Here is an 18,812-nt window from a genome sequence, read left to right on the forward strand (position 1 = left end):
GCCTATACATTCGCAGATCACGTGATTACTCGCTGTCGTGATGCTTTCAACTGCCGTCGTGAGAGCGCTCCCATTTGGGTCTTGACCCTCCCGTAGCGGGATGGACACCCTCGCGGTGCACGTCGGGGCGGGTCGTGACATTTCTATGTTTGGGGGGATGACATGTCTTATGGGCGGGCTCTCGGGGCCGGGGTCCGGGGGAAGGTGGGCGACGTCGTGGGTTCACTCGGCGTACGTCGTCTTGTGGTGCGCGCATGGTTGGCTGCGCTGTTCGTCGTGGTGCTGGCGTTTACGTTCGGCCCGCCGGCGGCACAGGCCGAGACGACGGACGCGGCCACGCTGGTGGGCCGCATGGAACTACCGGACGGGGGGACGCTCGGTGGTTTCGACCAGAGCCTGCAGGACGTCGCGAAGAACGCTCTGGAGCACAGCCCGGCCCCGACGAAGTGGTCGCTGTCGGAGTCGGCGAATGCTCCGACAGCACGCCTGCGAGCGCCCGAGGGTACGGCGAGCGGCGGTGACGTCACGATCATGACGGACACGTCCGCTGCGGCGGACACCCGGGACCTGTACACCTGGGAGGAGTGCGAGCAGCACGATCCCCACGCGCAGCGCGTCAATGCGGTGCTGAAGAACCATTACGCGCTGTGCATCGTGGCCCGCGGGCGCTACACGTTCGAGGAGTGCGTGGAGGGCCGCTGCACCGTGGTCGGCTGGTACGCGTGGCGTCTGACGGTGCTCGGCGAGGGCACCCGCGGAACCCAGACCATGTACTTGACCGGCCGCTTCGACCAGTGGGTGCCGGTGAACAAGGTGAACCCGGGGGGCACGCTGTCCGCCGGGTTCGACTGCCTGAACCTGGGCAACTCGGTATGCCGCAGCGACCACCCGAGCGGGCGGACCGACACCCTGATCGATTGGATGCTGAACGGGTACTTCGGCGACACCTTCGACACCACCGGCTCCCCGGCGGCGGACGACCGTATCCACTATGCGGCGGACAAGGTCAACTACCACGAGCTGTCGATCTGGACCGACAGCCCGGACATGCCGGGCGGCAGCTTCCAGTACGCGTTCCGTTGTGACGCTGCCGAGTACGTGAACGGCGGTGCCTGCATCTACCACGACATCGACGCCAAGATCCGGTACCCGCTGACCGGCGGTGGCGTCGACGACGTCGCCGCGCACATCAAGAAGGCTCAGGACGACCCCGAACACACGTATCCGGGTGGGGTGGGGACCGTGATTCCGGGCAAGCCGGGGGACAAGCCGCTGACCCGGCTGTATCCCAAAATGGACGACGAGTCCGGGAAGTACTACGAGCAGAACAACACGATCGCCAAGGACACCTGCTTCCGCTACGAGCCGATCGAGTACGCCCTCGACCCGACCAAGCAGTGCGACGAGTACCCCTTCCGATCGACCTGGGAAGGCGCGAACTTCACCCGCTGGTACCCGAACGCGGCCTGGAAGTACTCCGCCAAGATGGTCAACGGCAAGCAGAACGGTCTGGCCGGCAGCCAGCTCGGTGGCTGGTACAAGCGAGACAACATCCTGGCCAAGGACAAGTTCTGGGTCGAGATCACCGACAGCGGTGGCGGTGCCGGGACGGATCCGGACGACACCCCGCCGCAGGTCGACGCCGGCCCGGACGTCCAGGGCCCTGAGGGTTCGGCGATCGCCTTGCGGGGTTCGGCCTCCGACCGCGAGAACCAGGCGCTGCCGGTCCGTTGGAGCTATCGCGCCGTCTCCGGCGTCGACCCCGGAGCCACGTGCACCTTCGCCGACTCGGCTCAGGAGGTCACCACGATCACCTGCAACGACGACGGCGTGTTCGAGGTCACTCTGACTGCCGACGACGGCGTCAACGCTCCGGTCAGCGACAGCGCAACGCTGACAGTCACGAATGTGGCCCCGCAGTTCGGCGGGCCTCGCCCGCAGGCTGTCACAACGAGCAGCGCCGCGACGAAGGTCGCCGCCGCAACTGCCGCGGAGGGGGATCTGGCGCCGCCGCCGTGGACGCTCTACCGCGTCGGCACCGCCGTCACCCTGTCCACACCGTTCGACGACCCTGGCTCGAACGACACCCAGCAATGCGTGGTGGACTGGGACGACGGGACCCCGCCGCAGGCCTACGCCGCTCATGACCGGACCTGCGACGCCACCCACACCTACCGGCGCGCCGGGATGTTCACGATCACGCTGACCAACACCGACGACGACACCGGTGCCGACACCTGGACGACGATGGTCGTGGTGTACGACCCGGACGCGGGCGGGGCCAACGCGGACGGGGCGTTCACCTCGGTCGCCGGCCTGTGGACGACGGACCCGACCGCGGCCGGCGAGCAGTGGTGGCACCTGACAGCCCGCTACCACAAGCCGAACGACACCAAGCCGGTCGGTGCCGCCCGCGCCTGGCTGCCCGGGACCAACCTGCGCTTCGACACCCGCAATGACACCGGAGTGGACTGGCTGGTGGTGACGCCGGACGGAAAGATCGCCTCGAAGGGTCACGGCACGCTGGCAGGCCGCAGCGGGGAGTACGGCTACGTCTACTACGGGTACGACGGCTGCGCGAACGGGCAGACACCCGGATGTGTCCCCGGCCCGGACAGATTCCGAACCGTGCTGTGGCCGCTGTCGCAAGGGACCTACCCCACCCCGGCCAACGTCACCTACGACAACCGGCCCTCAGCCGGGTACGACGTCGACGTCGCCACGCCACAGCAACTGACCTCGGGCATCGTCACGATCCACCGACCGAGCTGACCGAAAAGCGCAGCTCGACCTGGCGCCGCCTGTCTCCCAGCCGGGGGCAGGCGGCGCCAGCCGTTTCACCGCAAGGCCGCCGGTCGTCACAGCGGCCAGATCCGGACCAGCCAGCGCTCCAGGCCGCGCGGGAAAGTCGTGTCGCGCGGCGGTGGGATCGGCCCAGTCCGGTCCACGTGCGCGCAGATCGCGTACCCGCCCGGGGCCGGCAGCAGCAACGGCAGGTCGCCCACCCCCGCAGTGGGCGACATCAGCCGCAGCGCCACGGTGTCGGCGGTGAAGCTGGTGGACTGCTGCGCGTGCCATGACCCGGCCGACGGCGGCGGCGCGGGCCACAGCTCGAGCCGGACCGTCGCGTAGTGGTCGGTCGCGGCACTACGGAATGTCGCCCCGCCCAGCCCGCCCCGCACCACGTCCTCGGGAATCCCGAGATCGAGCACCACGGTCGGGCTGGGAAAGGTCTGCAGAGCGAAATGGAAGTACTCAACGAGGACTACATCGTCCACGACGGAGGTCGGCCGGGTCGCCATCCCGCAAGCGTCCCAGCGTCGGCGCTCCGGACAGCGAGCGCCCCACTGCGCGGGCGGGGCGCTCGCAGGCCGTCACTAACGGTGGGCGACGTTGATCACCAGGCGGTTGTAGTCCTCGGGCGGCCCACCGCCACCCAGGACGAACACCCGGAACGGCAGGCGCGCCCGAACGCCGAGCCTGAACGTGACGACGTTGTCGCCGCTACTGCCCGACGCGACCTGACGGAACGTGCGGAAGCCGTCGACGTCGGCCCGGTCCTCAGGGTGGACGCGTTCAACCTCGAAGGGCTGACCCAGGCGGAGCAGGACACGGGCATGTCCCCGGGCCAGTGGTACCGGGCGCTCTCCGACGAGGACCAAGCGGACGACCCCGCGGCCGGCGCACGCGCCGCGCTGACCGGTGCCGTGCGGGAGGTCAGCGCCTTCGGGCCGGACGTCCTGTTCGAGTTCGGGTTGCAACGCATGCTGGCAGGTATCGCGGCGCTGCGGGATGACGCCGGACAGTCGGGTTGAACTCTCGCCCCGGCGCCGCAGCAGTCGGACACACAAATCGGCGTAAGACAGCAGCGCGCCGACGACGATCTGGGTTGCCTTCGGACACCTCTCTGTGGCTGACGATGGTCAGCCCTGGAGAGGAGTTCGGATGCCTGCACCCGTTCCCGCCGGAGTTTGACACGTTGAAGGGCCAGCGACAGCCGTGACCTGAGGAAGTGGACACGGCCGTGAGACTTCAGCGGTGGCCACGCGGTGAGACAACCGGAGAACCCGCAGGTCGCACATGATCAATATGTCACACCGGGTGAGACCCTACAACGAAGATCGAAGTTTGCAGGTCCACAGCCCGGCGACGTCGACGTCGTAAACAGTGATAGCCAGCGCAGCACGGCGCTCTGCAGTTAGACCGTGTCTTACTTGGCGAGTTTCTTGTAACAGGTGATGGCGGCGCCGAGGAGGAGGAAGGCGAGGTAGTGGCTGGGGTTGCGTTCGTAGCGGATGGTCAGGCGGCGGTAACCGGTCAGCCAGGCGATGGTTCGTTCGATGACCCAGCGGTGCCGGCCGAGTTTGTCGGCGGATTCGATGCCTTTGCGGGCGATGCGCGGGATGATCCCGTGCTGGCGCAGCCAGTCGCGCAGGGCCGGGATGTCGTAGGCCTTGTCCGCGTGGAGTTTCGCCGGCTTTCGTCGGCGTGGTCCTCGGCGAGAGCGGATCGCCGGCAGCGCGTTGACCAGGGGCTTGAGTGCGTGACTGTCGTGGGTGTTGGCCGCGGAGACCCCGACGGTCAACGGTAGCCCGGCCCGGTCGGAGAGCGCATGGATCTTCGAGCCGGGTTTGCCGCGGTCGACCGGGCTCGGACCGGTCAGACCGCCCCCCTTTGGCCCGGACGGATGCTCCGTCGAGGACCACGCGCGACCAGTCGATCAACCCCCTGCCACCCAGTTCGTCCAGCACCGCCTGGTGCACCTGGCGCCACAGCCCGGCTTTGGTCCACTCGGTGAACCGACGATGCGCCGTCGGTACGGTGACCCCGAAACTCGGGGGTAGATGCCGCCACGCGCAGCCGCTGGTCAGCACGAACACGATCGCGGTGAACACTGCCCGATCGTCCACCCGCGACATTCCGCCACCCTGAGGTCGTGTTTTGCCCGGCGGAATCAACGGCTCCACCAGCTCCCACAACTCGTCGGGCACCAGTCTCCGCGACAACTCGTCCGTCACAGGTCATGATCATGCCTGCACCTCAACCGGAACCCAAGTGAGACACGCTCTTAGCACCCATTGTGGCCAGTTACTCAGACCCGCCTTCCGCATCGCAGCTACTTAAAGGCTGGTCGGCAAGACCAGGTCCGGTCAGACTCTGGTCCAGGTGCTCGACGAGTCGCTCGATCACAGCGGCTGCCTGCCAGCGTCGTTGGCGTGGCTCACTCATGGCATGCGTCTCGCCGAGCACCGTGCGAGGAGTGGCCGAAAAGGGTTGCCCTGCCGGAAGTAGCGGTGACCGCCTTGCTGGCATTGTCGCGCTGAGGCGAGGGAAAACCGGATGTTCGTGATCATCGGGGGTGGATCCGCACAATGTTCGGCCACGGTCGAGGTGATCAGCGAATTCGATGACAGGCTCATGGCGGAAATACGGAAGCTTGTCGATCCGATCACGATCACCCGACCTCGACGATTCACTTCCTCCAAACCTGCAGCCGAAATACGGCGGCACCGCACTGATCCGTGCGTTTAAGGCGTTGGAGCGGTTGCTCGCGTATTGAGCCGAACGGGTGGGCTTTGGAACGTCTTGCGGACAGAAGCCCGCTTGCTCGGCATTCTGAGGCTCATGGACCTTTCTGATGTCGAGCGCATGGTCGTCGACTGGGAGCGCAACGCCGAGGAGAAGGCCAGGCGCTATCAGGAGATGTCGAGACAGGTCAGCCAGGTCTCGATCACCGGGTCGGCCGCGGACGGGGCTGTGCAGGTGACAGTTGGGGCCAACGGCGTTCCCAGCGATGTGGCCATGACGCCGAAGGTTCGGCAGCTGGAGCCGGAGCGAATCGCGGCCGCCGTCATGGAGGCGATGCACGACGCCCAGTCGCAGTACCCGCAGCGGCTGGCGGAGATCATGGCGCAGACAGTCGGCGACGACTCGACCACACGGCACCTGCTGGCCGAAGCTCAGGCGAACTTCCCGCTACCACAAGAGAAGACGCAGGAACCGGCACGGGGACAGCAGCGGCCGCCGGACGACCCCGACGACTTCAGCAACAGCAGCTTCTTGGACCGTGACCGATGACCGCAGGCGGCTACGAGGTCCTGGCCGACGAGTTGGAGGGCCAGGCCAAGAAGGCCGAGGCGTTCGCGGACAGGTTGCGCGCGGCGGTGGACGCGGCGCGGCAGGTCACGATGAACAACGACGCGTACGGGGTCATCTGCCAACCATTCGCGATGCTGCTCCAGCCGTTTGAGGAGATGGGTGTCAACGCCCTCGCCAAGGGCGTGGAGTCGATCAGCGACACCGCCCTGGGCGTGCGCGACGCCCTCAAGATCTATACCGAGCGCGAAAAGGCTGTGGTTCAGCGTATGGACGGCATACGGTGAGCGAGGGTCCTGGGTTAGTCGCGAAACCTCAGTCCGACACCACCGCCACCACAGGCTTCGGGATCCTGGAGTCTGCGGAGGGGCTCGCCACGGGCGTGTCCAACGGTGACTGGGTGGCAGCCGGGCTAGGCGGGGTCGGCGTCGGACTCGAAGTGCTCAGCATGGTCGTCGACCCGGTCGGCACGCTGGCCTCCGCAGGCGTGTCCTGGCTGATCGAGCACGTGCAGCCGCTCAAGGAGGCGCTGGACTGGCTCGCCGGCGACCCACCGGTGATCCGGTCCTTCAGCGAGACTTGGGGTAACGTCGCGAAAGAGGTTTCGCGGATTGCTCAGGAGTTCGACAACGAGGCCAAGAACGGCACTTCAGGCTGGGTCGGAGCAGGCGCCGACGCCTACCGGGCGCATAGCGCGGAGTTGTCCGACGCGATCGCGGGCGCCGGCGCTCTGGCCGAGGGCATCTCCACCGGCGTCATGATCATGGGCGAGGTCGTCGCGTTCGTCCGCGAGACCGTCCGAGAGATCGTGGCCGAGCTGATCGGCCGGTTGATCGCCTGGGCACTGGAGGCCGTCTGCTCACTGGGGCTCGCGACCCCGGTGATCGTCGGTCAAGCGGTGGCGGCGATCTCTCGCGTGGCCAAGAAGATCGCCGACCTGATCCGCAACCTGATCAAGACCATCGGCAATGTCACGCCGCGCCTCCGCAAGATCATCGACAAGCTCGACGAGATCATGGCCAAGCTCGGTAATCTCATGCGCAAGGGCGACGGCGCTACGACGCCGAGTGGCGCGACCACTCCTGCCGGGCACGGCAGACAGCCCACCAAACCGCACGGTGGCGACGGCGCCACCACCTCGCCGTCGTCGGCGAACGGACCGTCGACGCATCCGTCCGCCGCGGACACCCCCTCGGGCAAATCACCCGACGACACCAGTCCCAGCTCCTCCAGCTCCCCCAACGCTTCCGGTGACGTCCCGCCGCCCAGCGGCAAGCGGAATCCGGATTCAACATCGCCGAAGAGTGAGAAACCACGCGACGCCGACAACGGTGGCCAGCGTTCGGAGGGCAACGGCGGCTGCGATGGCAAGGGCGGCGACCCGGTTGACACCGTGTCCGGCCAGATGATCACCTCGAAGGTCGACCTCGCTCTGCCCGGACTGCTGCCGTTGCTGGTCAACCGCGCCTACGCGTCGGAATACCGCGACGGACAGCTGCTCGGCCACTGCTGGTCGTCCACATTGGACCAAAGGCTGGAGCTGGCTGCCGATGGCATCCTCTACTTCGGCGACGACGCGGAGGTGCTCTCCTATCCGAGCCCTGTCGACGGACCGGTGCTGCCACTGTTCGGCGCACGCTGGACGCTGGCTTTCGACGCCGCGTCGGACACTTACCGGATCGAGGACCCGGAATCCGGTTGGACTAGGCACTTCGCCGCGGGAACGGCGGAGTCGCGCCCGATCACTGCGCTGACCGACCGCGCTGGGCACGAGATCACCTACATTCGTGACCCCGCTGGTCTCCCGCTCACGATCCGTCACTCCGGTGGTTACTACGTCGCCGTCGACATCGTCGAGGGGGAGGAAGGCGCGCGGCTGGACTCATTGAGGTTGATCGATCAACAAGGCCAGGGCGTCCGTGTCGCGTCCTACCAGTACGACGCGCTCGGCCGGCTGACTGGCGTCGTAAACTCCAGCGCCCTGCCGTACCGGTACGAGTACGACGCCGCCGACCGGATCACCCGATGGACCGATCGCAACGGTTTCAGCTACAACTACGAGTACCGGACCGATGGCCGGGTGACGCGTGGCTGGAACGAGAACGGCTACCTCGACGCCACCTTCGACTATGACCTGGAGAACCGGGTCACCGCCGTCACGAACAGTATCGGCCACATCACGCGCCACTACTACGACAGCCACAACCACATTACGAGGGTGGTCGACCCGCTCGGCAATGAGGAGCGCATGGAGTTCGACCAGCACCACCGGTTGCTGGCGATCACCGACTCGCTCGGGCACACCACGCGGTACACGCGTGACGACAACGGCGACGTGGTCAGGGTCGAGCATCCGGACGGCACGCTCACCTCGGTCGAGTACGACGAGCGCTGGCGCTTGCCCACCCGTGTCACCGAACCGGGCGGCGTCACCTGGCAATACACCTACTCTGCCGCTGGCGCGTTGTTGACGAGCACGGACCCGGCCGGGGCTGTGCGCACCAGCGACCTTGACGAACGCGGCCATCTTGTCGCGACAATCGCCCCGGACGGCGCGCGGTCGAGGTTCACCAGCGATAGGACCGGCCGACCAACCTCGGCGACCAACCCCGCCGGTGCGACCACCCACTACGAGATAGACGGCTTCGGCAGGCTGGCGGCGACCGTCGAGCCCACCGGCGCGGTCACCCGCTACGGCTACACCATCGAGGGCAAGCTGGCCTGGCAGATCGCACCGGATGGGTCACGGCAGGAGCTGGTCCACGACGCCGAGGGCAATATCCTGAGTAGCCGCGGTCTTGGCGGCGGAGTCGTCACCTTCGAGGTCGGGCCGTTCAACCTGCCGGTCGCCCGCACCAGCGCGGACGGCACGCGCTACACGTTTGACTACGACACCGAGCTGCGCCTGGTCAGGGTGACCAACCCCCTGGGCCTGACCTGGGACTACGCCCACGACCCCAACGGAAGGCTGGTCCGCGAGAGCGACTTCGCCGGCCGCGTCGTCACCTACACCTACGACGCCGCGGGCCGCATGGTGCGGCGTGCGGTGGACGGCGCGCCCGCGATGGACGTGGTCCGCGACGCCCGCGGCCGGGTGGTCGGCCACCACGTCGAGGGTGAGCGGCCGGTCCGGTTCGAGTTCAGCGAGGCCGGGCACCTGAGTCGGGTGACCGACGGCGTCACCGAGATCGCCTACGAGCGGGACGCGCTGGGCAGGCCGCTGGTCGAGTCGATCAACGGTCGGGCTGTACGCAGCGAGTACGACCTGATCGGCAGACGCATCCGCCGCATCACCCCGTCGGGTGTGGAGACCGCCTGGCGGTTCACCCCCGCGCACCAGGCCGCCGCCATGGTGGGCACGGCGGGCGCGCTGACGTTCGAGTACGACCCCGCGGGGCGCGAGGTCACCCGGCGGCTCGGCGCGCGGGCGGCGCTCACCCAGTCCTACGACGTGGCCGGACGCCTTGCCTCGCAGCAGGTCTGGGCGCACCCGTCGTTCGATCCCGCAGTGCCCGACGTGCCCGTGGGCCAGTACGTCGCGGCACAGCAACGCACCTACCGCTACCGCCCCGACGGTGTGGCGTCGGCGGTGGATGACAGGCTGCGCGGCGACCGCACCTACGAGCTGACGCCGTCTGGCAGGGTGACCGCCGTGAACGCGGCCAGCTGGCGGGAGAACTACGCCTACGACGCGCTGGGCAATCTCGCGTCCACCCGGCTCGGTAACTCGGAGACCGCGGGCCCGCGTGTGCTCGACGGCGTTCTGCTGCGGTCGGCCGGTCGCAGCTCCTACGACTACGACTCGCAGGGCAGGCTGACCCGGCAGGTCCGCCGCACCCTGTCAGGGCGACGCCGCGAGTGGACGTACCGCTGGAACGGCTACCACCAGCTGACCGACGTCACCACCCCGGACGGCACGCGGTGGGGCTACGTCTACGACCCGTTCGGCAGGCGGGTGGCCAAACAGCGGCTGGACGAGCACGGCACGGTCCTAGACGAGACCACGTTCTCCTGGGACGGCGGCGACCTCGCCGAGCAGAACCACTCATCGCTGGGTCGAGTCATGACCACCTCGTGGGACTACCACGCGGCCACCGGCGAACCGCTCGCGCAGACGTCGCGCTCCTGGCTGGCCGACGCGCCCGCGGAGATCATCGGCAGCCGGTTCGACGCCATCGTGTCCGACCTGGTGGGCGCGCCCGCGGAACTGGTCGGGCCGGACGGTCGCGTCTCCTGGCACCGCACGGAGTCGTTGTGGGGCGAGGAACTCTCGGTCAGGGGCAGCGACGGCGCGGACTGCCCGCTGCGGTTCCCCGGCCAGTACCACGACCGGGAAACCGGCCTGCACTACAACTTCCACCGTTACTACGACCCGGCGACCGCCCGCTACCTGAGCCCGGACCCACTGGGCTTTGGACCCTCGGCAAACAACTACACCTACGTCGTCAACCCGTTGATCGTGAGCGACCCTTTCGGCTTGGCCAGTGTCCGCGGCGCAAGAGGCCGGTACGAGAGCAATCCGGACACGCCTTCGAACCCGGATGCCGGCCGGCACCAGTATCCGAGCGACTACCGGCAGTCCACGCACGACGAGATGGCCGCGAAGTTCACCGTGGAGGGCCAGGCCGCGAGGGGCGTACCAGTCGACTCGCACGGCGTGCGGATCCCGCGCGAGCAGCTGAACTGGGTCGACATTGACGGCAACCCCATTCCGTTCAAGGAGCTCACGTACGACCACAACCCGCCTGTCGTACGGCACTGGATCGACGAAGGCTACGATCAGAGTCGCGCCGAACGCGCGGATTGGTACAACAATACCGACGAGATGGAAGCCATGACCAGGGAAGAGAACTCCAGGCGCGGCGCCCTGCTCACGGAGGAGTACCAGATGCAGGCGCCCGGCCCCAACCACTCCAACGAGACCTGCTCGTGACCTTCCTCGGAGGACGAATCGTGGACCTGGCGGCACTGCTCGAGGCGATGCCAAACGCCGAGCCACTCGAAGGAGTGCCCGACGCCTGGCGCTGGACCCGGACGCCGACCGCGCCACAGTTCGGATCTGCCGCGGTGCTGAGCACGGACCGCGAGCACATGTTCCAGTGCTATGCGCACGACTCCTTCGACGTGGGCCTCGCGCGCGCCGTGCTTCGGTTCGTCCGTGAGCATGAGTCGGAACTGCTGGCGCCGCCGGAGACCTTGCTGAGGGTCGCGGAGGGGTTCGCGCCGGACGGTTACCGGTTCGACATCGTGGGCAGCGTCAGCCCGAAGGTCCACCGCTACCACCTGCCGGACAACCCCGGGCTGCACGAGGTCACCCGCTCGGTCTTCCCGGCCTACCGGTGCGAGTTCTCCGGCACGGAGAACGAGGATGAGCTGGCCTACCGGTACTCACGCGCTCCGGGTGCACAGCCGACCAGGTGGGCCCGCGAGCCGAACCCGTTCCTGCGCCTGCGTTACCGGCCCGCGAACGGCAAGGAGGCACCTGTCCGCGGGTTCTCCGGTCCGAAGAGCGTCGTACGGGAGCTAACCGAGCTGCCGAGTCGCGAGAACGGGTACGTCGAGTTCGAGAACTGGCAGAACCGGGTATGGACGGCAACATGGCAGGACACCTACGTGCTGGCCGAAGGGGAATCAGAGGTCGGACGGATGAACCTCGACGAGATCACCGAGTTCGTGAAGGACGTGCTGCTCGGACCGAACCGTGTGGCGGGCGAGCACTCGTTCACCAAAGCTTGACGAACTCGTTGACGGTCGCGTCGGCAGCAGCTTCCCGTACGCTCCGTCCGGCCAACCCACAAAGTCGCGGTTGCGCTTCGCACTCAACCGAAACGTCGCAATGCTGGTGCGACGTGCCCGCCTTCCGCGTCGGGTCGGAATTAAACCCGCAGGACACAAGGCGTTGACCAGCAGCTGGACAAATAGCCTGATGGGCCCTGCGGACGTCGGCGTCAAACTATCTGGCCCTTTTCGTGGGTGCCCGGCCCTGCGTCGCTGGCTTCCGGTGTACAGTCTCGGTGCACTGCCGCCGAGGAACCGGCACGGTTTAGCCGAGCGTGTCGAGGGCTTCAGGCGACCTCGCCTCGACGGCGTTCGAATGTCGGCGCGGGTGAGCACGGTCCCACCACACGACCCCAGCGCTGGGGCAGAATCGCGCCGTGACGACTTCAATTGAACCATGCAATCCACGCTTTACCACGCATCCCCCTTGGCCGCGTCGGAGCTTCTACCTGGGGTTACCGGGATCATTCGGTTTGTGTGACTACGGGCGACAGTTGTCACGAAGGAGTCGTCGTGAGATGGCGTTGTGTTCGTAGATTCTAGCGACGGTTGTCACTGGGTACAGGTCCTACGATACAACGGTAGTTGTCACAAGTCCGGTCCTCGTACACGTCGTTCAGCGCGCCTGCCTGCAGGCTACGTGTCGTCGTCTTCTGCCCGAGAAGCTCCTTGCTCTGTTCGCATGTCCCGCACAAGACGCGAAGTGCCGTTCGGGGCGTCCGGGTCAGGCTCTACTCGCCAGCCAGGTGGCCATGCGTGCTGCGCGCCTGGGTTAAGGATCTGAGCCCTATCGAAGTGGACCTCGCTCGCGAAAGTTGCGCCTTCAAAGGTGACAGCGTTCTTGAAAATTGCCCCGAAAGTAACTTCTCCGTCGAATGAGACTCTATAGAAAAACCCGTCGCCGATCGAGGCGGAATTGAAATATACTTTTCCTTGAAAATGTGCCCGATTAAAGAATGCAACTTCCTTGAAATCCGCTCCTTGAAAGGAAGCGTCTCCGGCAAACTTCGCGCCGTCAAACTGCACGTCATTTGGAAACGTAGTCTTGCCAAACCAGGCGTCACCCCAGAATATCGCCCGTTGGAATGAGGTATCCTCTGGAAACTTTATGTCATTAAAAACGGTGGTCCGATGAAACTGCGCATTCCGAAAGTCGACAGAGTTCATGCGACATCCACTCAGATCCATCTCCACGAGAGTCGCATCTCGCAGGTCCAGGCTAATTTCTTTCCAGAAACTAAGCGGCCGTTCCTTGACGTTAGAAGGCCAATGCAGGTGACGCTTCAGGATCTTCTGCGCAGTACGTCGGACATCAAGCTCCAGTCGACGCTCGGCAAGCTCATTGTCGCCCGCCGGACCTTCCCACGGGCCCTCTCGGTCATCGCCTGCGCCGTCTCCGCCTGAGCGCCCGAAGCCCTCGTCATTGTAATTGAAAGGCGGCCGGTATGGGCCCCGCAGGTAAGCGCAAATTCGGTCGACGACTGTCTGTCGCAGTTGTGGATACGCTTCTGCGAGCCGCTCCAAGTCGGTCATTCCACCAATTCGAACGGCCGCCTTCTCGCTGCCCAATTGATCACTGGCCTTCGATGACAGATCAGTGATTTGGCGCGCAATTGCGTCCCTTTGCGTAGCCTCGTCGGCGATCAATTGTCGCCGATGCTCCCGCTGGCTTAGTCGCAGCCGATCGACACTGATGAATGCCGCGAGGACTGCCAGCACGGCGGCGGCACTCTTCCATCCTGCATCGAATGCACTGCCATGCTCAGCAGTCTTGTCACCCCAAAGTAGAGTGGTCACAACTCCGCCTACAGTCAGGCTCATCACCAATGTCAGCCAAACCCAAGCCCAAGCGAATTCACGCCTTATGACTTTGTCGTGTTGTGACGTAGAGGCCTGCACCGATTGACTGTCCTGTTCACGAAAGCGGTCCATGCTGACATCTCAGCACGACCACAGCGTATGCACGGCTGAGGCCCTACCGGAGCCCGTGACACGACCAGCGGATGCTGCTGCCGCCGCCCGCCGACCTCGACTCGGACCGGTGACAACTACCGAGCAGATCGTCACCGAACGCCAAGCCCGCGGTCCCTACACCGGGATCGGAGACCTCAACGGCCGCCTCCAGCTCAAGAAGACCGCCGCCGAAGCCCTCGCCACCGCCGGTGCGTTCACCCGCTTCGGCGGCGACCGCCGCCAGGACGTCTGGGCCGCCGGTGCCGCGGCGACTACCCGACCCGGGCACCTGCCCGGCCTGGTGCCCGGCCTCGACGCCCCTGCCTTGCCAGGGATGACCCGGTTCGAGGTCACCGCCGCCGATCTGTGGGCCACCAGCGTCTCTCCCAACTCCCATCCCGTGCAGTTCCTGCGGGAGCTGCTCGACGCGCGCGGCGCGATCACTACCGCCGCCCTCGCAGGCGTCGAGGACGGCACCCGGGTCTGGGTCGGCGGAGCGGTCACCCACCGACAACGGCCGACAACGGCCGGCGGGATCACCTTCCTCAACCTCGAGGACGAAACCGACATGGCCAACGTCCTCGTCTCACCCGGGCTGTGGCAGCGCAACCGTGTCGTCGCCCGTGCCAGCGCCGCGCTGCTGATCCGCGGGCAGGTCCAGGCTGCCGACGGAGTCGCCACCCTCGTCGCCGACGGGATCGAAGCGCTCGACCTGTCCATGGCAACCGCACCGTCCCGCGACTTCCGGTGACCGCCGGCCAGCCCGCCGTCGGTGTAGGGTCTCACGGTTTGTGTCGTAATCTCACCAGTCATGTCGTGCGAATGTCGTCGACGACATTCTCGTGAGATTCTGGGCTGGGCAAGTTGATGTTGGGCCGTTCGCGTGGTGTCGCCGACGTGCGCGCCGAGGTCACGTCGGCGGTGATTATCTCGGTGTAGGGGTTGAGTCCGTCAGGTCCGCTCTTGATGCCGAGGAGGCTGGCATGGCCAACGGCCCCGCGGGCGCACTGGTCAGTTTTCGACTGCCTGGCGACCTCCGCGATGTGCAGACGCGGCCGTGGTCCGAGGTCGACGCCGCGTTGTTGAGTGCGGCGGCTTCGTGGCGCACCTTCCGTTGGCACCGGGGCCAGAAGCACTACTCGGGCACGTACTGGTCGAGCACGACGAGAAGTCACGTGTCTTACGAATCGCGGCTGGAACTCACGCGCTTGCTGTACGCAGATTTCGATAACTCGGTGTGTGGAATCGTCGCGCAGCCCTTTCTTTTGCAAAAGGAGATCTCCGGCCGACCACGAAAGCATGTGCCGGATTTCCTGCTGCTCACCAGCTCAGGCCCGGTCGTAGTCGACGTCAAGCCGCAGCGCTTGCTGGAGAAGCCGGAGGTCGCCGTCGTGCTGGGGTGGACACGCCGTGAGGTCGAGTGCCGAGGCTGGCGGTACGAGGTCTGGAGCGAACCGCCGCGCGGCGAGCTAGAGACGATCCGGTTCCTTGCCGGCTACCGCCGCGAGTGGCTGTTCGACTACGCCTTGCTTGCCGAGCTGCGTGCGATGAACCTCGACGGCATCTCGCTGTCGGAGGCGTGCCTACAGCTGACGGCCTGGCCCGCCGCGGTCGTACGGTCAGCGTTGCTGCATTTGCTGTGGTGCAGGCACTTCCTGGTCGATCTGGCGGCTCCTATCGGGCCGTGCTACGTCTTGCGGACGTCGCGATGAGCGGAGCTGCGGTCCGGATCGGGCTGGGTACCCGCTTCGTGCACGACGGCCTGGTCGTCGAGATCGTGGAGATGGTTCGCGCAGCGGGCGGTAACGAGGTGGTGCTCCAGAGCATCACCTCGCCTGGGCACCTGCTGCGGGTGTCGTTGCGCGAGTTGCTGACCTCGGAGCGCCTTCGGTTGGTATCTGACTCATCAGGTCCGGACGCGAGTGATCCGGAAGACCTCGCGGCCGTCGTGCTCGCGCAGCTGACCAAGTCGGAGCGCGACGCAGTCCGTGTCCGTGCTGCGCACGTCCACGAAGTCCTGACCGGCTTCCGGGCCGGCGCCTCAGAACTTGCGGAGCCGAGCGAGCCGCGGCCCGAGTACGCACAGCAGGTGCCCCTGTCCGCTCGGTACGCCGCCAAGGCCACCGAGTTGGGCGTCACCGCCCGCACGGTGCAGCGGTGGGTTCGCGACTTCCGCGAACGCGGCGAGGCCGGCCTGGCACCTCGTGCCCGCGCCGCTGTGCGTGGCCATGGTCAGAAGGTGGATCAGCGCTGGACGGACATCGCGCTCGAGGTAATGGTGGAGCACACCGAGGAGTCGACGCCGTCGCGAACGATGGTGATCGACCGGACGAACGCCCGTGTGGTCGCGAGGTTCGGTGAGGGCGTGGTGAAGGTGCCGAGCCGGGCGACGGCGTTCCGGGTGCTGGAGGGGTTGGAGCGGCGGCATCCGACGTTCCGGTTGAGCGCCAAGCGGAACCGCGACATCGCGGACCGGCCAGACGGGGTGTACGGGAAGCTGCGGCCGACGCGGCCGGGTGAGTACGTGCTGATGGACTCGACGCGGCTGGACGTGTTCGCGCTGGACCCGGTGACGTTGCGGTGGATCAACTGCGAGCTCACGGTGGCGATGGACTGGTACACCCGCTGCGTCACCGGGATCCGGCTCACGCCGGTCTCGACGAAGGCCGTCGACGTCGCCTCCGTGCTGTTCCAGGTGTTCCGGCCCCGCCCGGCCGGCGCGGATTGGCTGCACTATGCGGTGTGGCCCGAGCACGGCATCCCGCGCACCATACTGCTCGACGTCGACGCCGTCGCGCGGCCCGAGGTTCGGCGGCCGGGTGCCTCGGGGCCAGCGATGGTGCCGGAGACGATCGTGGTGGATCACGGCAAGGTGTTCGTCTCCGAGCACCTGACCAGCGTGTGCGCGCGGATGGGGATCTCGATCCAGCCCGCGCGGCTGCGTACCGGGCGGGACAAGGGCCCGGTGGAGCGGTTCTTCCGCACCGTGCGGGAGGATCTGCTGCAGGCGCTGCCCGGCTACAAGGGCCCGGATGTGCACGCGCGCGGGATCAACCCGGCGAGCAACGCGTTCTTCTTCCTCGACGAGCTGGAAGCGATTATCCGCGAGTGGGTCGCGGTGGTCTATCACCATCGGCCGCACGACGGGCTGCTCGATCCGCACCTGCCTGCGCTGCGGATGTCGCCGGCGATGATGTTCGGGCACGGTCTCGCCCGTGCCGGGTTCATCGAGGCACCGCGGGATCCGGACCTGGCGCTGGAGTTCCTGCGCACCGAGTGGCGCACGATCCAGCACTACGGTGTGGAGATCGATGGCCGCCGGCACAACGGCCCGGCGCTCGACGCCTACCGCGGCCGCACGAGCCCGTACAGCGGTGTCGCTCGCGGGCGGTGGCCGTTCCAGGTCGACCCGGACGACATCAGCCGCGTCTACTTCCGCGACCCGCGCACCCGCGGTTGGCACACCCTGTTGTGGGAGCACGCCCCGGCGCTGGAGATGCCGTTCAGCGAGGACGCGCTGGCGTATGCCCGCAAGCTCGCGGCGTCGCGCTACACCTATCCCGACGACAAGATCGCCGTAGCCGACCTGCTGGAGCGCTGGAACGCCGGGCTGGGCCGGAGCCTGCCCGAACGACGGATCGCGTTGCGGCTCGCCCGCGAGCAGGCCGCGCTCGACCTGCCGGCGGCCGAGCCTTCGGTCTCGGCGCTGCCCTCGGTCGCCTGCGTGCTCCACGCCACTGACAAAGACGGCGTCGACGACCAGGTCGGCCCGGAGATCGGCGACGACGACGGCGAGGACATGGACACCGGAGACTTCTACGCTGACGCGCTGGAGGACGTGTGAGCATGACCGGGCTCGACAACCTCACCCTCGCGCGCAAGGAGGGCTGGCGGCGGTTCGTCGAGGCACCAGCCCGCATCCAGCCGGAGACGTTGTCGCGCGAGCAGATTCGCCGGCTGGACGACCGCTCGCGCGCGGACTACGACCGGCGTCGCCGGGAATGGCACGCGAACCTGGGCCCGCTGCGTACACCGCAGCTGGCCGAGCTACATGAGGACCTGTGGGACATCGTGGACAGCAACGCCCACGACGGGGACAAGGCCAAGGGCGCGGTCGCGATCGACGCGTTCCCCGGCCTGGGCAAGACCACCTCGGTGCTGGCCTTCGCCAAGCAGTTTCACCTGCGTGAGGTCGCCGAGCACGGCCCCCGCACACTGGACGGGCATGAGCGGTGGCCGGTGTGCCGGGTCGGGCTGACCGGCAACACCGGGTTGAAGGACTTTAACCGGGCGATGCTGGAGTTCTTCGCCCATCCCGGAACGGGCCGGGGCACCGCGAGCCAGTACGCCACCCGCGCCCTGGACTGCATGATCAGCTGCCACGTCCGGATGCTGATCGTCGACGACCTGCACTTCCTGCGATGGCGCGCCAGCACCGGAGTGGAGATCAGCAACCACTTCAAGTACATCGCCAACGAGTACCCGGTCACCCTGGTGTTCGCCGGCGTCGGACTGGCCCAGCGCGGCCTGCTCGACGAGGTCGACGCGGTCGGCGACCCGGTGCTTGCGCAGTCCGGGCGCCGCACCACCCGGCTGGGAATGCAGCCGTTCCTGATCGACACCGCCGAGCACCGGCGGCAGTGGCGCGCGGTGCTGCTGGCGATCGAGCAGCGCCTGGTGCTCGCCGAGGCACGGCCGGGCATGCTCGCCGACGACCTGTCGGACTACCTGTTTGCGCGGTCGACCGGGCACATCGGGTCATTGATGACGCTGATCAACCGCGGCTGCCAGCGCGCGGCGCGCACCGGCGCCGAACGCCTCGACCAGACGGTGCTCGACGGTGTGAAGAACGACGCCGCGGCGGAGAACGCCCGCCGCGAACTCGACGCCGCACTCACCGCGCGCCGCATCACCAGCCACAACACCAGCACGACCACCCGCAGTCCAGCCGCGGCAACCGCGTCGTGAGCACGCTACGACGGTTG

General features: G+C 67.0%; 14 protein-coding genes. 10 read left to right on the plus strand and 4 right to left on the minus strand.

Annotated features, from left to right (window positions below):
* The first annotated feature begins 258 nt into the window (after nucleotides 1-258).
* Nucleotides 259-2,772, plus strand: coding sequence for a NucA/NucB deoxyribonuclease domain-containing protein (locus QRY02_RS31345; protein ID WP_285986421.1), 2,514 nt, complete (start codon nucleotides 259-261; stop codon nucleotides 2,770-2,772).
* An 86-nt stretch (nucleotides 2,773-2,858) separates the two neighbouring features.
* Here QRY02_RS31345 and QRY02_RS31350 read toward each other — a convergent pair whose 3' ends face one another.
* On the minus strand, nucleotides 2,859-3,302 hold the full coding sequence (locus QRY02_RS31350; protein ID WP_285986422.1) for a hypothetical protein: 444 nt from the start codon (nucleotides 3,300-3,302) through the stop codon (nucleotides 2,859-2,861).
* A 75-nt stretch (nucleotides 3,303-3,377) separates the two neighbouring features.
* Nucleotides 3,378-3,662, minus strand: a complete 285-nt coding sequence (locus tag QRY02_RS48970) for an AMIN-like domain-containing (lipo)protein (RefSeq protein WP_502874147.1) — start codon at nucleotides 3,660-3,662, stop codon at nucleotides 3,378-3,380.
* Here QRY02_RS48970 and QRY02_RS31355 point away from each other — a divergent pair.
* Nucleotides 3,567-3,815, plus strand: coding sequence for a hypothetical protein (locus tag QRY02_RS31355; RefSeq protein WP_285986423.1), 249 nt, complete (start codon nucleotides 3,567-3,569; stop codon nucleotides 3,813-3,815). The genes QRY02_RS48970 and QRY02_RS31355 overlap by 96 nt on opposite strands.
* A 395-nt stretch (nucleotides 3,816-4,210) precedes the next feature.
* On the opposite strand, the gene QRY02_RS31360 is transcribed toward QRY02_RS31355, so the two are convergent.
* A protein-coding gene (locus tag QRY02_RS31360; RefSeq protein ID WP_502874283.1) for an IS5 family transposase occupies nucleotides 4,211-5,006 on the minus strand; the annotation gives its coding sequence in 2 pieces (ribosomal slippage) (nucleotides 4,211-4,676 and nucleotides 4,675-5,006; 798 coding nt in all).
* A gap of 619 nt (nucleotides 5,007-5,625) precedes the next feature.
* Between QRY02_RS31360 and QRY02_RS31365 the strand changes: the two genes are divergently transcribed.
* Genes QRY02_RS31365 through QRY02_RS31380 form a run of 4 tightly spaced genes read left to right on the plus strand, consistent with a single transcriptional unit; the run spans nucleotide 5,626 to nucleotide 11,832 of the window.
* Nucleotides 5,626-6,078 carry a YbaB/EbfC family nucleoid-associated protein gene (locus QRY02_RS31365; protein WP_285986425.1) on the plus strand — a complete coding sequence of 151 codons (453 nt, stop codon included), beginning with the start codon at nucleotides 5,626-5,628 and terminating at the stop codon, nucleotides 6,076-6,078.
* Complete coding sequence (locus QRY02_RS31370) at nucleotides 6,075-6,383, plus strand: type VII secretion target (RefSeq protein ID WP_285986426.1); 309 nt, start codon at nucleotides 6,075-6,077, stop codon at nucleotides 6,381-6,383. Before QRY02_RS31365 ends, QRY02_RS31370 begins: the two co-directional genes overlap by 4 nt.
* Nucleotides 6,380-11,029 carry an RHS repeat-associated core domain-containing protein gene (locus tag QRY02_RS31375; protein WP_285986427.1) on the plus strand — a complete coding sequence of 1,550 codons (4,650 nt, stop codon included), beginning with the start codon at nucleotides 6,380-6,382 and terminating at the stop codon, nucleotides 11,027-11,029. The genes QRY02_RS31370 and QRY02_RS31375 overlap by 4 nt, the downstream gene beginning before the upstream one ends.
* 20 nt (nucleotides 11,030-11,049) lie before the next feature.
* A complete protein-coding gene (locus QRY02_RS31380) occupies nucleotides 11,050-11,832 on the plus strand; it encodes a hypothetical protein (protein ID WP_285986428.1) in 783 nt (260 codons plus the stop codon).
* Nucleotides 11,833-12,510: 678 nt separating this feature from the next.
* On the opposite strand, the gene QRY02_RS31385 is transcribed toward QRY02_RS31380, so the two are convergent.
* Nucleotides 12,511-13,806 (minus strand): pentapeptide repeat-containing protein, encoded by a 1,296-nt coding sequence (locus QRY02_RS31385; RefSeq protein ID WP_285986429.1) that lies wholly within the window; start codon nucleotides 13,804-13,806, stop codon nucleotides 12,511-12,513.
* A 109-nt stretch (nucleotides 13,807-13,915) separates the two neighbouring features.
* On the opposite strand from QRY02_RS31385, the gene QRY02_RS31390 reads away from it, so the two are divergent.
* From QRY02_RS31390 to QRY02_RS31405, 4 genes are all read left to right on the plus strand, one after another.
* Nucleotides 13,916-14,578 (plus strand): helix-hairpin-helix domain-containing protein, encoded by a 663-nt coding sequence (locus QRY02_RS31390; RefSeq protein WP_285986430.1) that lies wholly within the window; start codon nucleotides 13,916-13,918, stop codon nucleotides 14,576-14,578.
* A gap of 232 nt (nucleotides 14,579-14,810) precedes the next feature.
* Nucleotides 14,811-15,539: a TnsA-like heteromeric transposase endonuclease subunit gene (locus QRY02_RS31395; protein ID WP_285986431.1), complete on the plus strand. Its 729-nt coding sequence runs from the start codon at nucleotides 14,811-14,813 to the stop codon at nucleotides 15,537-15,539.
* Nucleotides 15,536-17,671: a TnsB C-terminal domain-containing protein gene (locus QRY02_RS31400; RefSeq protein ID WP_285986432.1), complete on the plus strand. Its 2,136-nt coding sequence runs from the start codon at nucleotides 15,536-15,538 to the stop codon at nucleotides 17,669-17,671. Before QRY02_RS31395 ends, QRY02_RS31400 begins: the two co-directional genes overlap by 4 nt.
* Before the next feature lie 2 nt (nucleotides 17,672-17,673).
* Entirely contained in the window at nucleotides 17,674-18,795 is a 1,122-nt protein-coding gene (locus QRY02_RS31405; RefSeq protein ID WP_285986433.1) for an AAA family ATPase, read from the plus strand.
* Nucleotides 18,796-18,812 lie beyond the last annotated feature (17 nt).

The organism is Amycolatopsis sp. DG1A-15b, assembly GCF_030285645.1.
Classification (GTDB): Bacteria; Actinomycetota; Actinomycetes; order Mycobacteriales; family Pseudonocardiaceae; genus Amycolatopsis.

Excerpts from the sequence above, each read along its gene's own strand:
- QRY02_RS31365 (WP_285986425.1), top strand. The coding sequence starts at position 5,626 with ATGGACCTTTCTGATGTCGAGCGCATGGTCGTCGACTGGGAGCGCAAC.
- QRY02_RS31385 (WP_285986429.1), bottom strand. The coding sequence starts at position 13,806 with ATGGACCGCTTTCGTGAACAGGACAGTCAATCGGTGCAGGCCTCTACG.
- QRY02_RS31405 (WP_285986433.1), top strand. The coding sequence starts at position 17,674 with ATGACCGGGCTCGACAACCTCACCCTCGCGCGCAAGGAGGGCTGGCGG.
- QRY02_RS31395 (WP_285986431.1), top strand. The coding sequence starts at position 14,811 with ATGGCCAACGGCCCCGCGGGCGCACTGGTCAGTTTTCGACTGCCTGGC.
- QRY02_RS31400 (WP_285986432.1), top strand. The coding sequence starts at position 15,536 with ATGAGCGGAGCTGCGGTCCGGATCGGGCTGGGTACCCGCTTCGTGCAC.
- QRY02_RS31370 (WP_285986426.1), top strand. The coding sequence starts at position 6,075 with ATGACCGCAGGCGGCTACGAGGTCCTGGCCGACGAGTTGGAGGGCCAG.
- QRY02_RS31350 (WP_285986422.1), bottom strand. The coding sequence starts at position 3,302 with ATGGCGACCCGGCCGACCTCCGTCGTGGACGATGTAGTCCTCGTTGAG.